This window comes from uncultured Aureimonas sp., assembly GCF_913775355.1.
GTDB lineage: Bacteria > Pseudomonadota > Alphaproteobacteria > Rhizobiales > Rhizobiaceae > Aureimonas.
In genome coordinates, this window is sequence record NZ_CAJYIU010000265.1 from 1 (window position 1) to 15,620 (window position 15,620).

Consider the following 15,620-nt stretch of genomic DNA (forward strand, 5'->3'; position numbering starts at 1 on the left):
GGAAGAGGAGGATGGGAAGCGCCGGCCGCAGCTGACGTCCCACCTCCCGCAGCGACAGGCCGGCGACGGGGAACAGGACAACCGAACAGAGGAAAAGCCCGCCCATCACCGCGGGGCTCGCGACGAGGACCACAAGGGTCCCCGCAACTGCGAGGGCCAGAAGCTTCGCCCCGGCGGGCATGCGATGCACCCGGCTGTCGCCGGGCCTGTAGAGACCGCCGATCACGCGCAGAGGCGCCGGTAGGCGTCGATGGCGTCCGGGGGCGGGCCATCGAAGGCGAGGCGTCCGGCCTCGAAGACGAGCACGCGGTCGAAGCCCGCCAGAAGGTCGAGATCGTGGGTGACCATCACGACGGACGGGTCGAGGGCTTCGACACGGGTCATCGCGCGGCGCTTGTTGCGCAGGTCCAGCAGCGTCGTCGGTTCGTCGAGGACGAGAATGTCGGGTCGGAGCACCATGACGCCCGCCAAGGCCACCATCTGACGTTCGCCGCCCGAAAGCTCGTGCGTGAGCCGATCATCGAAACCGGCGAGGCCGGCGTCGGCAAGCGCGGCTGCGATGCGCTCGGCCGTTTCCTGCCGGCCGAGCTTCAGCGGCTTGAGCCCGAAGGCGATGTCTTCACCGACCGTCGGATAGACGATCTGGTTCTCCGGGTTCTGGAACACGAACCCGACGCGCCGGCGAACGGCGCGCGCATCCGACGCGGTGTCGATGCCGAAGACGCGCACGGTACCGCCGGTCGGCAGGAGCAGCCCGTTGAGAAGACGGGCGAAGCTCGACTTGCCGGACCCGTTGGCACCGATCACGCCGATGCGGCGCTCGGTGAGCGAGAGGTCGAGCCGATCCAGCACCTGCCGCTCGCCGCGGCGCAACGTGACGCCTTCGAATTCGATCATCGCGGGCGCAGTCGCAGGATCAGGTGCGGATCGCACCCGCGCGGTTGCGACCGATCAGCGGATAGGCCCGCTTGACGATGATGATCGCGGCGCTCGCGACCGCGGCCTTGACGAGGTCGCCCGGAACGAACGCGACCGCGGAACTCGCGAAGGCTTCGCCGAGACCGAGGCCCGACATGGCGGCAAACCACGGGACGCCCACCGCATAGATCGCGCCGATACCGCCGGCGACACAGATGGCGAAGGCGGAGACAGGCCCGAGACGGTTCCAGAAGCGCTCCGTCAGCCAGCCGATCAGGAAGGCGGCGATCACCCAGCCGTAGATGAAGCCCGACCAGGGGCCGACGAACGGCGCCAATCCGCCGCGACCGCCCGACAAAAGCGGAAGGCCGATCGCGACCAGCACGAGGAACAGCAGCATCGACAGGGTGCCGCGCTTCGCGCCGAGAATCCCGCCCATCAGCATGGGACCCATCGACTGTGCGGTGATCGGGATCGCGATGATCGGCAGCATCAGGGGCGGGAAGGCCCCGAGGACCGCCATCACTGCCGCAAACAGGGCTATCAGCGTAAGGTCACGCGTCGACATTCGTTTTGCTCCAGCAGGGCTCGGTGTCCGCGCGCGCGGCGAGCCGTCTCACGTTGGGGTTCGGTTTCCCGCCTGTCGCGTTCCGTCATGCCCGTCCGAACGGGTATGTAGCGGGCGACGTGCGCTTTTGGCCGGAAGCCTTCGCGTCGTCAAATCGCCTGCGCGATGGCCACATCGAGATAGGCCGCGCGCAGGCGCCGCGCGATCGGGCCGGGCTGCCCGTCGCCGACCGCGACATCGTCGATCTCGACGACCGGCGTCACGAAGGCGCCGGCCGAGGTCACGAAGGCCTCGCGCGCGCCCTGCGCTTCCTCGATCGTGAAGGGCCGCTCCTCGACGTGAAGGCCAAGTTCGCCGGCCACTTTCAGGAGCGTGGCGCGCGTGATGCCGTGCAGGATGTCGTGGCCGAGCGCCCGGGTGCGGATCGCGCCGTCGTGGGTGACGATGTAGGCGTTGTTGCTGGTGCCCTCGGTCACGGTGCCGTTCTCGACGAACCAGGCGTCGTCCTTGCCCTTTCGCTTGGCCTCCATCTTGGCCATCGACGGGTAGAGAAGCTGCACCGTCTTGATGTCGCGCCGGCCCCAGCGAAGGTCCGGCACGGAGGCGACCTTGAGACCCTGTTCGGCCTCGCGCGTCTCGATCGCGTCGCGGCGCTGCGTGAAGAGGACGAAGCTCGGCGGCGTTTCGGACTTGGGGAAGACGAAGTCGCGGTCGGCCTCGCCGCGGGTCACCATCAGGTAGACATGCCCGAGTTCCAGCCCGTTGCGCGAGACGAGCTCGCGATGGATGGCGAGGATCTCCTCGTCGGTCGCCGGCGAGGGCAGGCCGAGTTCGGCGAGCGACCGGCGCAGGCGCGCGCAGTGACCGGGAAAGTCGATCAGCTTGCCGCCGATCACCGCCGTCACCTCATAGACCGCATCGGCGAACAGGAAGCCGCGATCGAAGACCGAGACCTTGGCTTCGGTTTCCGGGCGATACGCGCCGTTGACGTAGACGATGCGGGTCATGCGATGGTCCGATGCTGATGGGCTTCAGGCCGCTTCTAGCCTGTTAGACGCCGGATCAGAAGCGGCGAAGACGGCTCGGGCGCCCGTCGATGCGCGGTTGGCGGTTGATGATGACCGGCATCCGACGTTACCTGTGAAATTCAGGAGAGAATCATCGCCGCTCGGGGCTTCCCGACCGGGGGAGGACGGGAAGCGAATGGGCCATTATCTCGGGCTGGATCTGGGCACGTCGTCGCTGAAGGCGCTGATCGTCGACGAGGACCAGAACCCCGTCGCAACGGCCAGCGCCTCGCTGAACGTCACACGCCCGGCCTTCGGCTGGTCGGAGCAGGCGCCGGCCGACTGGATCGCGGCCTGCGAGGCGGTGCTGGCGGAGCTGAAGTCGAAGCACCCCGACGCGATGGCGTCCGTGCGCGGCATCGGCCTCTCCGGTCAGATGCACGGCGCGACGCTGCTCGACGGGGCCGACGAGGTGCTGCGGCCTTGCATTCTCTGGAACGACACGCGCTCCCACGAGGAGGCCGAGGAACTCGACGACGAGGAAGCGCGGGCGATCACCGGTAACATCGTGTTTCCCGGCTTCACCGCGCCGAAGCTCCTCTGGGTGTCACGCAACGAGCCGCGCATCTTCGAGCGCGTGCGCCGGGTGCTCCTGCCGAAGGACTACCTGCGCCTCTGGCTGACGGGCGAGGCCGCATCCGACATGTCGGATGCCGCCGGCACCGCGTGGCTGCGCACCGGCGAGCGGCGCTGGTCCTCGACGATGCTGCGCCGGACGAAGCTCTCGGAGGCCGAGATGCCGCGCCTCGTCGAGGGCGCCGAGGCGAGCGGGACGCTGCGCGCCGAACTCGCCAGCCGCTGGGGTCTACCGCAGGGCGTCGTGGTCGCGGGCGGCGGCGGCGACAATGCGGCGTCGGCCTGCGGCGTCGGCGTCACCCGGCCCGGCACCGGCTTCCTGTCGCTCGGCACGTCCGGCGTCCTGTTCACGGCGAGCGCGGGATACGACCCAGTTCCCGATACGGCCCTCCACACCTTCTGCCACGCGCTCCCCGGCCTCTGGCACCAGATGGGCGTGACGCTGTCGGCGGCGGGCTCGCTGGAATGGCTCTCGGGCGTTCTTGCTGAGAAGCCCGGCGCCCTCGTGGCGCAGGCGGGAGACGACCTGCGCGCGCCGGGGCGGCTTCTCTTCCTGCCGTACCTGTCGGGCGAGCGCACGCCCCACAACGACGCGGCCGTGCGCGGCGCCTTCATCGGCCTCCAGGCCGATACGAGCCGCGCCGACATGGTGCGCGCCGTTCTGGAGGGCGTCGCCTTCTCGATCCGAGACTGCCTGGATGCCGCGCCGCATGCCTCGTGGGTGCGCCAGCTGATCGCGGTCGGCGCCGGCTCGCGCTCCGAACTCTGGCTGAAGATCATGGCAAGCGTCCTCGAAACGCCGGTCGCGCTGCCGGCCGCCGGGGACTTCGGGGCCGCCTTCGGTGCGGCGCGCCTTGGCATCTGCGCGGCCACCGGCGCGGACCCGGACTCGGTGATGACCGAGCCGCCGATCGCGGCGCGCTACGAGCCGGACGAGACGCTGGTCGAGTCCTTCGCCCGCGCCCACGATCGCTACCGCTCGCTCTATCCCGCGCTGATGGCGGCCGGCCGCGCCTAAGGCCTTTCCTCCTGCGACCGTCGGGGCGCGCAGGAGGGGAGGCGGCTTAGGGCAGGAGACTGATCGTCTTGTCGTCGTGGATCGCACCGGCAGTGATCAAGGCCGGGCGCTCCGCCGCGATGCCGAGTTTCTGGCTATCGATGCCCTCGCCGGCGTGGCCGCTGCCAGCGTAGGCGCGTTGCGCCACGTGCAACGGCGGATTACGGCCGCCCGGCGACCGAGCACGGCCTTGTGCCAGCATCGAAGATCGAACGGACCTCGCCGGTCGGGGAGGCGGGCTCCCCGAAGTTTACCCGCAAATGTGTGTGTCCGGCATCGCGTCGTTGCGAGCGCTAGCTGGCTCCCCGCTTAGACGATCGGTCCTGCCCATCCACGAAGGCGGGCAGCTGAACGAACGCCCAGCAACGACCGAGCCCTGCCGGATCGTTTCCGACCGGATTGAATGGTCTGTGCGGGGCTGATTTCCATCTCGCGTCAACGCGCGAGAGGGGAGCGATACCGTGGTGTCGTAACCGCCAAGACGCCAGCGCGGAGCGAAGGTGCTCGGCTGCGCAGCGGACGTTCGTAGAACGATTATGACGGTTCGAACTGGCCGGAAACGCCTCTGAGAGTTCAGGAGCAGGATCGACCTTCCGACCTACGGCCAACGAGCCGCTGCCATAGTCTTCCACATCGCGAAGGTCGCGAAGAAGGTGACGCTCGCCGTGGCGCGGAGCCTTCCGGATGCGCTTCTCGCCCCATGCGGAAAGCGGGGCCGAAGTCGTCCTCGACTGCGCGAATGCGACCGCCTGCGCCGGGCCGGTTGCCGCAAAAACGAAAGCGGCCCGGCATGTCGCCATGCCGGGCCTTTCATGTCTCAGGTAGGGCGCTGCTTACTTTGCGGCGGCCGTCTGGATGTAGTCGTACTTGCCGTTCTTCCACTCGTAGATGACGTAGCCCGGCAGGGTGACGTCGCCCTTGCTGTCGAACTTCAGGTCGCCGATCACGGTCGGGAAGGTCTCGGCGTCGAGCGCCTTGACGACGGCCTCGTACTCGGTGCCGCCCGCCTTCTTGGCCGCCTCGGCCCAGGCCTGGATCGCGGCATAGGTGTAGAGGACGTAGCCCTCGGCGGTCTTGCCGGAGCCCTCGATCTCCTTCACCACCGGCGCGGCGGTCGGGTTCTTGCGCGGATCCGGCGAGAAGGTCATCAGCGTGCCTTCGCCGGCGTCGCCGGTGATCGCCCAATACTCGTCGGTGACGATGGCGTCGCCCGACATGATCTTGGCGGCCACACCCTGTTCCTTCATCTGGCGGGCGATGAGGCCGGCCTCGGTGTGGTAGCCACCGATGTAGACGAGCTTGATATCGGCCTGCTTCAGCTTGGAAACGAGGGCGGTATAGTCCTTCTCGCCGGCCGAGTAGGATTCGCTCAGCGTCGGCTTCTTGCCGTTGGCTTCCATCGCCTTGGCGGTCTGCTCGGCGAGACCCTTGCCGTAGGCCGACTTGTCGTCGAGCACGGCGACGTTCTGGTCCTTGAAGTTCTCGGCGATGTAGGCGCCTGCGACTTCGCCCTGCTGGTCGTCACGACCGCAGACGCGGTAGATGCCGTCCGACGGGCGCTTGTCGGTGTAGTCCGGGTTGGTCGAGGCCGGCGAGATCTCGACGATGCCCTCTTCCGAGTAGACCTGGCTGGCCGGGATCGACGAACCCGAGCAGAAGTGGCCGGCGACGAACGGCACGTCCTGCGAGGCGAACTGGTTGGCGACCGCCACGGCCTGCTTCGGGTCGCAGGCGTCGTCGCCCACCGACAGCTTCAGCATCTCGCCGTTCACGCCGCCCGCGGCGTTGATGTCCTTGATGGCCTGCTCGGCGCCGACGCGCAGCTGCTCGCCGAAGGTGGCGTACTGACCCGTCATCGGGCCCGCGACGCCGATCGTGATGTCGGCGAAGGCGGCGCCGCCCAGCACGACGTTGAGGGCCACACCGGCCAGAAGCGCTTTCATCATCGTTCTGTTTTCCCTGTTGATTCCCGGATCGTCATGGGCGGTCCGGCGGGTTCGCGCGTTTCGTCCCCGAAGGGAGTAAAGACCAAGCCCTTGCCGAGCGGAATAGCCATTTTCCACCGATCGCCCGATTCTGCCGCTTTTTTTCAGCGAGCGGGCGAATGCCCAAGTTTTATGCCTTCTCGAACCGGTATTGCCGCGCCATCTGGGCGGACCGCGTGCGGCCGCGACCGAGCCAGGCGAGCGCGAGAATCACCGCGAAGTCGATCACGGCGTAGTGCAGGGCCGTCGGCAGCGTCGGCGGGGGCAGGAAGAACGTACCGTGGAACAGACTGAAGTGCAGGAAGCGAATCGCGACCGCGAGCAGCAGGCAATAGAAGACCATGAGCCCCCAGCCGCTCCACGAGCGGGCGGTCGAGCGCCCGATCGCATAGGCGAGCGCCCCGCCGATCACGACGGTGACGATCAGGAACTCGAAGAACGTCACCTCCCAGAGGAGGGCCATTTCCTTCTGCATCAGTGATGCCCTCCTTCGAGATAGGCGCTGCGGACTTCCTCGCGGGCGAGAAGCTCGCGCCCCGTGCCGCTCATGGTGATGCGGCCGTTTACCATCACGTAGCCGCGATGGGCGAGGCGGAGCGCGTGGAAGGCGTTCTGCTCGACCAGGAAGACCGTGAGGCCCTCGTTGCGGTTGAGCTCGCGCACCGCCTCGAAGATCTGCTTCACGATCAGCGGCGCGAGGCCGAGCGAGGGCTCGTCGAGGAGGAGGAGCTTCGGCCGGCTCATCAGCGCGCGGCCGATCGCCAGCATCTGCTGCTCGCCGCCCGACAGCGTGCCGCCGCGCTGGCCGGCGCGCTCCTTGAGGCGCGGGAAGAGATCGAACACCTTGCGCAGGTCGTCGTCGAAATGCTCCTGCCCGACGAGCGTCGTGCCCATCTGCAGGTTCTCCATCACCGTCATGCGCCCGAAGATGCGCCGCCCCTCGGGCGACTGCGCGATCTGGCGGGTCATGATCGTGTGCGTCGGCAGCTGCGAGATGTCCTCGCCGCGATAGAGGATCTGGCCGGAGCGCGCGCGCGGATTGCCGCAGATCGTCATCATCAGCGTCGACTTGCCGGCGCCGTTGGCGCCGATCAGCGTGACGATCTCGCCGTCGCCGACGTCAAGATCGACGCCCTTCAGCGCCTGGATCTTGCCGTAGAAGGTCTCGACGCCGCGGATCGACAGGAGCGGCCGGGCCGTCGCCGTCGCGGCAGGGGATGCAGTCATGGTCGCGCTCATGCGCCCGCTCCTCCCGGCAGTCCGGCCGTGGCGACCGCGCCGTCGATGTCGCCCTGGTCGAGCTTGGCTTCCACCGCCTCAACCTCTTCGTCGTCGACGCCGAGATAGGCGGCGATGACGCGCGGGTCGTTGCGGACCGCATGGGCGGTGCCGTCCGAGATCTTGGTGCCGTAGTCGAGCACCACGACGTGGTCGGAAATCTCCATCACGACGCCCATGTCGTGCTCGATCAGGAGGATCGAGACCCCGAAGTCGTCGCGCAGCGAGCGAAGCAGCGTGTTGAGCTCGGCCGATTCGCGCGGGTTGAGGCCGGCGGCCGGCTCGTCGAGGCACAGGAGCACCGGGTCGGTGCACATGGCGCGCGCGATCTCCAGCCGGCGCTGGTCACCGTAGGAGAGATCGGCCGCCGGATCGTCGGCCCGGTGGAGGAGGGCGGTGCGCTTCAGCCAGTCCACCGCGCGGTCCTGCGCGGCTTCCTTTGCGCGGCGGTAGCCCGGCAGGCCGAGAAGGCCGCCGACCGTGAAGCCGGACGCCGCCATCAGCTTGTTGTGCTGGGCGACGAGAAGGTTCTCGAAGACCGTCATGCCGCCGAAGAGGCGGATGTTCTGGAAGGTGCGCGCGACGCCAGCGACTTCCGTGATGCGGAAGTCGCTCATGCGCTCGAGCAGGAACACCTCCCCGCCCGACACCTTGCGGCTCTGGGCGCCGGTGCGGGTGAGCGCCACCACCTCGTCCTGGCCGATGCCGGTGCCGCGACGGAGCGCGATGCGCCCCTCGGTCGGCTTGTAGAAACCGGTCACGCAGTTGAACACGGTCGTCTTGCCGGCGCCGTTCGGGCCGATGAGGGCCGTGATGTCGCCGCGACCGACCTCGAAGGAGAGGTCGTTGATGGCGACGAGGCCACCGAACCGCATGGTCAGGTGCTCGACCGTCAGGACCGGGTCGCGCATCCAGCGACCCGTCTTTTCCATCGTCATGGCCATGGTCAGTGCCCCTCGCCCTGAGCGACCATGTCGGCCCCGATCGCCTTGCGTTCCTTGTAGACGGCCGACGGCTGGCGCGAGGACACGAGCCCGCGCGGCTTCCAGACCATGATGGCGACCATGGCGACGCCGAAGATCAGCATGCGGTACTGCGTGGGATCGAAGCCCGCGCCGAACACGACCTCGAGGAAGCCGAGATTGCGCAGGAGTTCGATGCCGCCGATCATCACGATCGAAGCGATCACGACGCCGATCTGCGAGCCGAGGCCGCCGAGCACCACGATGGCGAGGATGATCGCCGATTCGAGGAAGGTGAAGCTCTCAGGCGAGATGAAGCCCTGGCGCGTGGCGAAGAACGAGCCCGCGAAGCCGCCGAACATGGCGCCCGTGGCGAACGCTGTCAGCTTGACGTTGGTCGTGTTGATGCCGAGCGCCCGGCAGGCGATCTCGTCCTCGCGCAGCGCTTCCCAGGCCCGGCCGACCGGCATGCGGCGCATGCGCAGCGTCACGAAGTTGGTGAGAAGCGCGAGCGCCAGGATGATGTAGTAGAGGAAGATGAAGCGGTGGATGCCGTCGTACTGGATCCCGAAATAGTCCGAGAACGAGCCTTCGCCGCGGCCGAAATCGAGGCCGAAGAGGGTCGGGCGCGGGATGCCGAGAAGCCCGTTCGGGCCGCCGGTCACCTGGTACCAGTTGAGGAGCACCACGCGGATGATCTCGCCGAACGCGAGCGTCACGATGGCGAGGTAGTCGCCCCGCAGGCGCAGCACCGGGAAGCCGAGGACGATGCCCCAGAGCGCGGCGAAGAGCCCTGCCATCGGCAGGCAGACCCAGAAGCCGAGGTCGAAGTTGATCGCCAGCAGCGCGAAGGAATAGGCGCCGACGGCGTAGAACGCGACGTAGCCGAGATCGAGAAGGCCCGCGAGACCGACCACGATGTTGAGGCCCCAGCCGAGCATGACATAGGTCAGGATCAGGATCGCGAGGTCGATCAGGTAGCGGTCGCTCGACGGCGCCACGACCCGGATCAGGAACGGCAGCACCAGCGCGAGACCGAGCAGCCCGACGCCGAGGAAGCGGCCGAGGCCGGCGCCCTTGGTGGACACGGTCTTGCCGGCCTTGGCGGAACCCACGCCCTTCTCCTTGCGCTGGAAGAGCACGAGGCTGAGGACGAGTCGCACGCCGAAGGCGAGCGCGATCGCGATGAACCAGAGGTCCCAGCGCACCGACAGGACGAGCCCGCCCGGCGCGATGTCCGTTCGCATCAGAAGGAAGAACAGCGTCAGCGCGCCGACGATCGCGGCGGTGACGAGCGCCTCGCGCAGGGCCACGGCGAAGCTCGGGCCGGAGGCGGGCGTCTCGCCCGTCGGCGGCACGCCGCGCATGGCGTCGCGACGCATCTCCTCTTCGATCTGCGCGCCCTCGGGCGTGGTGGTGGACGGGGTCTGAGGACCGGCCATGATCAGACCTTCTCCACTTCGGGCCGGCCGAGGAGGCCGGAGGGCAGGAAGATCAGGACGATCGCAAGGATCGAGAAGGCGGCGACGTCCTTGTACTCGACCGAGAAATAGCCCGACCAGAAGGTCTCGATGAGACCGATCGCGAGGCCGCCGAGCATCGCGCCCGGCAACGAGCCGATGCCGCCGAGAACGGCTGCCGTGAAGGCCTTAACGCCGGCGAGGAAGCCGATATAGAAGTCGATGACGCCGTAGTAGAGGAGGTACATCGTACCGGCCACCGCGGCGAGCGAGGCGCCCATCACGAAGGTCAGCGAGATCGTGCGGTCGACGTTGACGCCCAGAAGCGCGGCCATCTTGGAGTCCTGCTCGCAGGCGCGCTGCTGACGGCCGAGCGGGGTGCGCGCGATGAGGAGCGAGAACACCGTCATCAGCACCAGCGTCACGATGATGATCGTGATCTGCATGTAGGAGATCTGCACGCCCGGAATGACCTGCACCGCGCCCTGGATCTGCGGCGGCAGCGGCTTGACGCGCGCGCCCTGCGACACCTGCACGAAGTTCTGCAGGAAGATCGACATGCCGATCGCGGTGATCAGCGGCGCGAGGCGGAACGAGCCGCGAAGCGGGCGGTAGGCGATCCGCTCGATCGACCAGCCCCACAGCGCGGTGAAGAGCATCGCCACCACGATCATCAGGAGCAGCACGATCGGCAGGAACGTCACGCCCATCGAGATGAGCACGAGGAACGTCGTCAGCGCGATGAACGAGCCGATCATGAAGACCTCGCCGTGGGCGAAGTTGATCATGCCGATGATTCCGTAGACCATCGTGTAGCCGATGGCGATCAATCCGTAGATCGACCCCAACGTCACGCCGTTGATCAATTGTTGCAGGAAGTATTCCATGGAGCCTCGTTGATTCGACCCGCTTCGGGCGGCGAGCGCCAACGCCCCGTCGCACAGCCCTCGTGCATGGCGAATTTCTTAGCAACTCGAAAGGGTTTCGCCAACGCGCCGGCCGCGCGTCGACGTGGAAAAGCGACAATTCCGCGACAACCGAGCACGATGCCGCCGCATTTCCCATGCGCTTGGAATTGTTCTAAGAAGACATCATCTGCTCGGCAGCCCGCCCGAGGGAGGACTTGATGCGGCTTACGCGCCAGACGAACTACGCCATCCGACTTCTGATGTATTGCGCGGTCAACACCGGGCGGCTCAGCCGCGTCGGCGATGTCGCGGCGGCCTACAACGTGTCGGAACTCTTCCTGTTCAAGATTCTCCAGCCGCTGGTGGAGGCGGGCTTCGTCGAGACGGTGCGCGGTCGCAACGGCGGCATCCGTCTGGCGCGCCCGGCCGCCGCGATCACCCTGCGCGAGGTGGTCGAGACGACCGAGGAAAGTTTCGCGATGGCCGAATGCTTCGAGACCGGCGCGGTGGACTGCCCGCTGATCGACAGCTGCGCCCTGAACGCCGCACTGCGCAGCGCGCTCGATGCGTTTCTCTCGACGCTCGGCAACTACACGATCGAGGGTATCGTGTCGTCGAGCGGCGCGATCCGCAACCGGCTCGGCCTCGGCGAGGCGATAGCGCCCGCGCCGGTTCCGCTGGCGAGCTGATCAGCCGAGCATCCGGCCGATCAGGTTGAGCTGAGCGGGCAGGCAGACCCGCTTCAGGTCGTAGTCGCGAACGATCGTCCGGCGTGCCTCGCGGCGCATCTCGCGATACTTTTCCGGCTGGCGCAGCGCCTCGACCACCGTGTCGGCGAGCTCCTGCGGATCGAAGAAGTCGACGAGCAGCCCGTTCTCGCCGTGTCGCACGACCTCCTCGACCGGCGCGGTGCGCGATCCGATGAGCAGGCACTCGCTCGCCATCGATTCCAACATCGACCAGGACAGAACGAACGGATACGTCAGGTAGACGTGCGCCGCCGACACCTGCAGCAAGGTCTTGAAGTCCTCGTACTCGACGCGCCCGACGAAATGAACGCGCGCTTCGTCAACCGGGTTTTCCTTCAGGAAGCGCGCTTTGTAGGTCTCGCCCTCGGGCAACCGCGCGCCGTAGGACACGCCATCGCCCCCGACGATCACGATCCGCGCGTCCGGTGCCTTGGCGAGGATGCGGTTGATCGCGCGCATGAAGATGTGCGAGCCGCGATAGGGCTCGATGTTGCGCGCGACGTAGGTGACGACGGGTGCCGACTTGTCGTAGGTGCGCCCCTCCAGCGTGATCGATGGCGCCTCGGCGGGCCCGACCTGGTCGGTATCCACTCCGTCGTGGATCACCTTCACCTTCGGCTGGAAGACGGACGGGATGCGGCTGTGCTGCCAGCGCGTCGGCGACAGGCCGAGATCGGTCGATTCGAGAGCGGACAGAATGACCTGGTTGCGGCAGCGCAACTGGAACTTCAGCTCGGTCTGGCTCGGGAATTCGGGATCGAAGCCGACGTCGGCGCCCGTCGCACTGTAATAGAACTCGATGTAGCTCAGCAGCGGAACGTCGGGAAAGATGTCCTTGACGAACTGCGTCTCGCCCCAGCCGCTGTGCCCGATGATGATGTCCGGGCGCACGTTCTCCTTCTGCATCTGCAGGAGAAGCCGCGCCACCGCTTGGCCATGGAGGATCGCGTCCTCGGTGGTGCGCAGGTAGTTGTGGATCTGCGGATTGGGCGCGCGGTGCGGCGTGTATTCGACCAGCCGGACGCCCGCGAGGCGGTTCTTGGTCGGCTTGGTGATGAAGAAGACCCGGTTGTGCTGGGCGAGCGCCCGGCACAGGTGCAGAAACTGGCCGGGAAAGTTCTGGTGGATGAAGAGAAGCGTCTTGTTCTGGATCATGATCTGCGCGGCACGGGAACGGGACGGCATCCCGTCACGCGGCGACGATCGGGACGGCGAGGGGCGGCGCACCGGAGCGCGCCGCCGAACGGCTGTTATTCCTCGCGGAAGGCGCGGTCCATCGAGCGCGTGATCGGCGCGAGGATGTAGTCGAGCGCGGTGCGCTCGCCCGTCGGGATGATGACCTCGGCCGGCATGCCCGGATAGAGGCGGATGTCGTGCGACAGGTGGGCGAGGGCGCTCGGCGCCACCTCGACGTCGGCCTTGAAATAGGCGGTGCCGTTCTCCGTCGTCAGACGGTCCGGCGACACGCGCATGATCCGCCCGTTCACCGAAGGCGTGGTGCTTTGGTTGTAGGCCGTGAGCTTCACCATCGCGTTCATGTTCGGCTCGACCTTGGCGATGTCCTGGGGCTGGATCATCGCCTCGATGATGAGCTGCGTGTCCTCGGGCACGATATCGAGGATGCGCTCGCCGGGGCCGAGCACGCCGCCGTCGGTGAACTGGGTCAGGCCGAGCACGGTGCCGGTGGCCGGCGCGCGCACTTCGGTTAGCGCCAGCGTCGCCTTGGCCGACTGTAGGCGCGGCACGATGTTGGCCATCTCCGACTGGACGTTGCTGATGCCCTCATTGGCTTCCGTCAGGCGGTCCTGCGTCAGCCGGTTCATCTGCATTTCGGCCTCGCCTTGCGTCTCGCGGGCTTCGGCGATCTGCGACTTCAAGGACCCTGTCTGGCCGCCGAGATCGACGGAGGCGCGCTCGAGCGCGAGAACCTGCGTCTTCGGCGCAAGGCCCTTGGCGAGCAGCGATGCGACGCCCTTCTTCTCCTCCTCGATCAGCTCCTGCTGGCGGTCGATCGAGTTGATCTGGATCTGGTAGCCGTTGATTCGCGTCTCGAGCTGCTGGCGGCGCTGCTGCAGGATCTCGACCTGCGTCTCGAGGCCCAACTTGCGGGTCTGGAACAGGGTGGTCTGATCGGTGATCAGCTGCTCGATCGCCGGATCGTCGCGCCGCTCCAGCACTTCCGGCGGGAAGGTGATCTCCTCGTCGCCCTTGCTCTCTGCCGTGAAGCGCGCGCGGCGGGCGAGGAGGTTCATCAGCTGGTTGTCGTAGACCTCGTAGGCCGAGCGCGCCTGCACGTCGTCCATGCGCAGGAGCACGTCGCCCGCCTGCACGTGCTGGCCATCGCGCACCATGACCGACTTCACGATGCCGCCGTCGCGGTTCTTCACGACCTTGCGGCTGTCCTCGACCTTCACGACACCGCCCGCCAGCACCGCGCCTGACAGCGGCGCGAACGCCGCCCAGGTGCCGATACCGACGATGAAGACGCCGACGATAACGGAACCCAAAAGGATCGGGCGTCGAAGGTTGAACTCGTAAGCCCCGTCGTCCCCGCCGGGTTTGGCGAGCTTCGGCACCTCGCCCGGCTGCGCGGGCTGCTCGTCGTCGGGCTTCTTCCTGAAGGCGATCACGGACATGGGTCTATCTCTCGAAGCTTCAGGATTAGGACGAGGCCGGAATGGCCTTCGGCTCCGGCGCGGAGGCCACAGCCGTCTGCGGCTGGGTCTGCTGCGGGGCCGGAGCCGGGGCGACGACACGGGCGAGCACCTCGTCGCGTGGGCCGAACCGCTCCACCATGCCGTCGCGCAGGAGCAGGATCTTGTTGGAGTAGTTCAGCGCCGACATGCGGTGCGAGATGACGACGACGGTCGAGCCGATACGGCGGAGCGCGACGATCGCGGCGAGCAGCGCCTGCTCGCCGTCCGAATCGAGCGAGGCGTTCGGCTCGTCCAGCACCACGAAGGACGGGTTGCCGTAGACGGCGCGGGCGAGCGCGACGCGCTGGCGCTGGCCGACCGAGAGCATCGCGCCGCCTTCGCCGAGCTCCGTGTCGTAGCCGTCCGGCAGGCGGAGGATCAGGTCGTGGCAGCCGGCCATCTTGGCGGCGGCGAGCACGGCCGCATCGTCCGGTTCCGGCGCGAAGCGGGCGATGTTCTCGCGCACGGTGCCCGAGAACAGCTCGACGTCCTGCGGCAGGTAGCCGATGTGCCGGCCGATATGGTCGCGGCCCCAGGAGTGCATCTCGGCGCCGTCGAGGCGGACCGAACCGGAGGTCGGGCGCTGCACGCCGATCAGGAGGCGGGCGAGCGAACTCTTGCCCGCGCCGGACGGGCCGATGAGGCCGAGGCAGTCGCCCGGCTCCAGTGCGAAGTTGAGGTTCTTCAGGAGCGCCTTGTTGGTGCCGGGGAAGGCGTAGAAGCAGCCCTCGACGGCGAGCTTGCCGGCAGGGCGCGGCAGCTCCATGCCGCGCTCGGCGGCCGGGAACTCGAGGAGGAGGGCGTTCAGGCGCTCGAAGCTCTGGCGCGTGTTGACGATCGTCCCCCACGAGCCGACCGCGCGCTGCACCGGCGCCAGCGCCTTCGACACCAGCATCACGGCCGCGAACATGATGCCGGGGCCGGCGAGGCCCTCGATCACCAGAAGCGCGCCGCCGGCGAGCATCGAGACCTGCAGGAAGTTGTTGAGGAAGCGGATCGCCGCCTGCACCGAACCGCCGCGCTCCGACGCCTCCTCCTGCGAGGAGAGCATGGCGAGGCGGTCGCGGTTCCAGCGGTTGGTCAGGCCGGGCAGCATGCCCATCGCGTAGATGACTTCGGCGTTGCGGAGGCCCGAATCGGTCGCCGCGTAGGAGCGCTGACCGGCGATGTTCGCCTCCTTCAACGCCGGCTTCGTCACGTACTCGTTGAGAAGCGCGAGGCCGAAGAGGAGAATCGCACCGACTGTCGCGGCCACGCCGAGGCGCCAGTCGATCATCGTGATGACGATCAGGAAGATCGGCGCCCAGGGCGTGTCGAGGATCGTGTTGGTGACGTTGCCGGCGATGCCCTGGCGGAACGTGTCGAGATCGCGCAGCGCCGATGCTCTAGCCGGGCG

At 67.6% G+C, this 15,620-nt stretch carries 15 protein-coding genes and 1 pseudogene; 2 read left to right on the forward strand and 14 right to left on the reverse strand.

Translation table 11 applies throughout. The features are described 5' to 3' along the window. The 4 genes and pseudogenes from QZ753_RS16080 to QZ753_RS16095 all read right to left on the reverse strand — a co-directional run. Positions 1 to 181, reverse strand: a pseudogene (locus QZ753_RS16080) (energy-coupling factor transporter transmembrane protein EcfT); the annotation flags it as partial. A gap of 41 nt (positions 182 to 222) precedes the next feature. Next, positions 223 to 897, reverse strand: a complete 675-nt coding sequence (locus tag QZ753_RS16085; protein WP_294645046.1) for an energy-coupling factor ABC transporter ATP-binding protein — start codon at positions 895 to 897, stop codon at positions 223 to 225. Positions 898 to 916: 19 nt separating this feature from the next. After that, positions 917 to 1,486: a biotin transporter BioY gene (locus QZ753_RS16090; RefSeq protein ID WP_294645048.1), complete on the reverse strand. Its 570-nt coding sequence runs from the start codon at positions 1,484 to 1,486 to the stop codon at positions 917 to 919. Positions 1,487 to 1,635: 149 nt separating this feature from the next. After that, entirely contained in the window at positions 1,636 to 2,493 is an 858-nt protein-coding gene (locus QZ753_RS16095; protein WP_294645049.1) for a D-amino-acid transaminase, read from the reverse strand. A gap of 196 nt (positions 2,494 to 2,689) precedes the next feature. Between QZ753_RS16095 and xylB the strand changes: the two genes are divergently transcribed. Further along, positions 2,690 to 4,147 carry a xylulokinase gene (gene xylB, locus QZ753_RS16100; RefSeq protein ID WP_294645050.1) on the forward strand — a complete coding sequence of 486 codons (1,458 nt, stop codon included), beginning with the start codon at positions 2,690 to 2,692 and terminating at the stop codon, positions 4,145 to 4,147. 46 nt (positions 4,148 to 4,193) lie between these two features. Here xylB and QZ753_RS16105 read toward each other — a convergent pair whose 3' ends face one another. The 7 genes from QZ753_RS16105 to QZ753_RS16135 form a co-directional block, all read right to left on the reverse strand. Next, entirely contained in the window at positions 4,194 to 4,334 is a 141-nt protein-coding gene (locus tag QZ753_RS16105) for a hypothetical protein (protein ID WP_294645052.1), read from the reverse strand. 685 nt (positions 4,335 to 5,019) lie between these two features. Continuing rightward, positions 5,020 to 6,132 (reverse strand): branched-chain amino acid ABC transporter substrate-binding protein, encoded by a 1,113-nt coding sequence (locus QZ753_RS16110; RefSeq protein WP_294645053.1) that lies wholly within the window; start codon positions 6,130 to 6,132, stop codon positions 5,020 to 5,022. A gap of 169 nt (positions 6,133 to 6,301) precedes the next feature. Next, positions 6,302 to 6,646, reverse strand: a complete 345-nt coding sequence (locus tag QZ753_RS16115; protein ID WP_294645055.1) for a DUF6867 family protein — start codon at positions 6,644 to 6,646, stop codon at positions 6,302 to 6,304. Next, entirely contained in the window at positions 6,646 to 7,410 is a 765-nt protein-coding gene (locus QZ753_RS16120) for an ABC transporter ATP-binding protein (RefSeq protein WP_294645057.1), read from the reverse strand. The genes QZ753_RS16115 and QZ753_RS16120 overlap by 1 nt, the downstream gene beginning before the upstream one ends. Then, entirely contained in the window at positions 7,407 to 8,393 is a 987-nt protein-coding gene (locus tag QZ753_RS16125) for an ABC transporter ATP-binding protein (protein ID WP_294645058.1), read from the reverse strand. The genes QZ753_RS16120 and QZ753_RS16125 overlap by 4 nt, the downstream gene beginning before the upstream one ends. A 2-nt stretch (positions 8,394 to 8,395) precedes the next feature. Continuing rightward, positions 8,396 to 9,778 (reverse strand): high-affinity branched-chain amino acid ABC transporter permease LivM, encoded by a 1,383-nt coding sequence (gene livM, locus QZ753_RS16130; RefSeq protein ID WP_294645066.1) that lies wholly within the window; start codon positions 9,776 to 9,778, stop codon positions 8,396 to 8,398. A 77-nt stretch (positions 9,779 to 9,855) separates the two neighbouring features. Beyond that, positions 9,856 to 10,758: a branched-chain amino acid ABC transporter permease LivH gene (locus tag QZ753_RS16135; RefSeq protein ID WP_090958085.1), complete on the reverse strand. Its 903-nt coding sequence runs from the start codon at positions 10,756 to 10,758 to the stop codon at positions 9,856 to 9,858. A 239-nt stretch (positions 10,759 to 10,997) separates the two neighbouring features. Here QZ753_RS16135 and rirA point away from each other — a divergent pair, with 239 nt between their 5' ends. After that, on the forward strand, positions 10,998 to 11,468 hold the full coding sequence (rirA, locus tag QZ753_RS16140) for an iron-responsive transcriptional regulator RirA (RefSeq protein WP_294645059.1): 471 nt from the start codon (positions 10,998 to 11,000) through the stop codon (positions 11,466 to 11,468). On the opposite strand, the gene QZ753_RS16145 is transcribed toward rirA, so the two are convergent. The 3 genes from QZ753_RS16145 to QZ753_RS16155 all read right to left on the reverse strand — a co-directional run. After that, the gene (locus tag QZ753_RS16145; RefSeq protein WP_294645061.1) at positions 11,469 to 12,683 is read right to left on the reverse strand and encodes a glycosyltransferase family 4 protein; all 1,215 of its coding nucleotides are present in this window, start codon (positions 12,681 to 12,683) and stop codon (positions 11,469 to 11,471) included. It lies immediately after the preceding gene. A gap of 95 nt (positions 12,684 to 12,778) precedes the next feature. Beyond that, a complete protein-coding gene (locus QZ753_RS16150; protein ID WP_294645062.1) occupies positions 12,779 to 14,164 on the reverse strand; it encodes an HlyD family type I secretion periplasmic adaptor subunit in 1,386 nt (461 codons plus the stop codon). 25 nt (positions 14,165 to 14,189) lie between these two features. Further along, a partial coding sequence (locus QZ753_RS16155; protein WP_294645064.1) for a type I secretion system permease/ATPase occupies positions 14,190 to 15,620 on the reverse strand: 1,431 nt, incomplete at its 5' end.

What these genes read in the sequence shown, in the direction of transcription:
- QZ753_RS16125 (WP_294645058.1), bottom strand. Translation starts at nt 8,393, where the DNA reads ATGGCCATGACGATGGAAAAGACGGGTCGCTGGATGCGCGACCCGGTC.
- QZ753_RS16095 (WP_294645049.1), bottom strand. Translation starts at nt 2,493, where the DNA reads ATGACCCGCATCGTCTACGTCAACGGCGCGTATCGCCCGGAAACCGAA.
- QZ753_RS16110 (WP_294645053.1), bottom strand. Translation starts at nt 6,132, where the DNA reads ATGATGAAAGCGCTTCTGGCCGGTGTGGCCCTCAACGTCGTGCTGGGC.
- livM (WP_294645066.1), bottom strand. Translation starts at nt 9,778, where the DNA reads ATGCGCGGCGTGCCGCCGACGGGCGAGACGCCCGCCTCCGGCCCGAGC.
- QZ753_RS16135 (WP_090958085.1), bottom strand. Translation starts at nt 10,758, where the DNA reads ATGGAATACTTCCTGCAACAATTGATCAACGGCGTGACGTTGGGGTCG.
- QZ753_RS16150 (WP_294645062.1), bottom strand. Translation starts at nt 14,164, where the DNA reads ATGTCCGTGATCGCCTTCAGGAAGAAGCCCGACGACGAGCAGCCCGCG.
- xylB (WP_294645050.1), top strand. Translation starts at nt 2,690, where the DNA reads ATGGGCCATTATCTCGGGCTGGATCTGGGCACGTCGTCGCTGAAGGCG.
- QZ753_RS16120 (WP_294645057.1), bottom strand. Translation starts at nt 7,410, where the DNA reads ATGAGCGCGACCATGACTGCATCCCCTGCCGCGACGGCGACGGCCCGG.
- QZ753_RS16115 (WP_294645055.1), bottom strand. Translation starts at nt 6,646, where the DNA reads ATGCAGAAGGAAATGGCCCTCCTCTGGGAGGTGACGTTCTTCGAGTTC.
- QZ753_RS16090 (WP_294645048.1), bottom strand. Translation starts at nt 1,486, where the DNA reads ATGTCGACGCGTGACCTTACGCTGATAGCCCTGTTTGCGGCAGTGATG.
- rirA (WP_294645059.1), top strand. Translation starts at nt 10,998, where the DNA reads ATGCGGCTTACGCGCCAGACGAACTACGCCATCCGACTTCTGATGTAT.
- QZ753_RS16145 (WP_294645061.1), bottom strand. Translation starts at nt 12,683, where the DNA reads ATGATCCAGAACAAGACGCTTCTCTTCATCCACCAGAACTTTCCCGGC.
- QZ753_RS16085 (WP_294645046.1), bottom strand. Translation starts at nt 897, where the DNA reads ATGATCGAATTCGAAGGCGTCACGTTGCGCCGCGGCGAGCGGCAGGTG.